Raw genomic sequence first — 1,063 nt, forward strand, 5'->3', positions numbered from 1 at the left:
GGCGTTGCCGCCAACATCCTGCCGGCCATGGGCTTCGCCATGCTCGGCCGCCTGGTGCTCACCAAGCAGCTCGTGCCCTTCTACTTCCTGGGCTTCCTGCTGTGCTCCTACGCCAACGTGCCCGTCCTGGGCGTCGCCCTGATCGCCATCATCATCGGCATCGACAAGTTCGACCTGCTCGGCCTGGGCGGAGCCCAGCCCCAGCTCTCCGCGGAAGGGGATGAAGACGATGACTTCTAGTCCCGAGAACAAGATCACGCGCTCCGACCTCGTCAAGAGCGCCCTCAACACCGGCGCCCTGGGCATGGAGTTCTCCTGGACCTACTACAAGCAGATGAACATCGCCTTCTGCCTGATGGTCGCCAACATGCTCAAGAAGATCTACGCCGGCCGCCCCGACGACTACGCCGAGGCCCTGCACCGCCACTGCGCGTTCTTCAACATCACCGTCCAGTTCGCCCCGTTCGTCGGCGGCATCGCGATGGCCATGGAGGAGAAGGTCGCCCGCGGCGAGATCGAGCCCGAGAGCGTCAACGACGTCAAGGCCGCCCTCATGGGCCCGCTGTCCGGCATCGGCGACTCCATCTTCCTGTCGACGCTGCGCGTGGTCGCCGCCGCGGTGGGCATCAGCCTGTGCCAGGCCGGCAACCCCTTCGGCCCCATCGCCTTCCTGCTCATCTACAACGTCCCCGGCTTCGCGCTGCGCGTCTGGGGCGCCGTCAAGGGCTACGAGCTGGGCGTGGGCTTCCTGGACGAGGCCCAGAGGACCGGCCTCATGCAGAAGATCATGACCTGCGTGGGCATCGTGGGCGTCATGGTCGTGGGCGCCATGTGCAAGGACATGTTCTGGGCCAGCATCCCGGTGGCCATCGGCTCGGGCGAGGACGCCCAGACCCTCCAGGACATCCTGGACGGCATCATGCCCGGCATGCTCGGCATGCTCGCCTTCTGGCTGTACTACTGGCTGCTGTCCAAGAAGATCAACCCCATGGTGCTGATCGTGGCCACCATGGCCGTGGGCATCGTCGGCGCGTTCTTCGGCGTGCTGGCGTAAGGGCCCGGC

General features: G+C 66.0%; 2 protein-coding genes. Both read left to right on the plus strand.

Annotated features, from left to right (window positions below; all coding sequences use genetic code 11):
- Positions 1-240 (plus strand): PTS sugar transporter subunit IIC (locus DWV32_RS10030; RefSeq protein ID WP_147324175.1); only part of this gene is annotated, 240 nt, incomplete at its 5' end.
- Positions 221-1,054, plus strand: coding sequence for a PTS system mannose/fructose/sorbose family transporter subunit IID (locus DWV32_RS10035; protein ID WP_117758044.1), 834 nt, complete (start codon positions 221-223; stop codon positions 1,052-1,054). The genes DWV32_RS10030 and DWV32_RS10035, both read left to right, overlap by 20 nt.
- Positions 1,055-1,063 lie beyond the last annotated feature (9 nt).

This window comes from Collinsella sp. AF04-24 (genome assembly GCF_003465685.1).
In the GTDB taxonomy this organism is placed as follows: domain Bacteria; phylum Actinomycetota; class Coriobacteriia; order Coriobacteriales; family Coriobacteriaceae; genus Collinsella; species Collinsella aerofaciens_AP.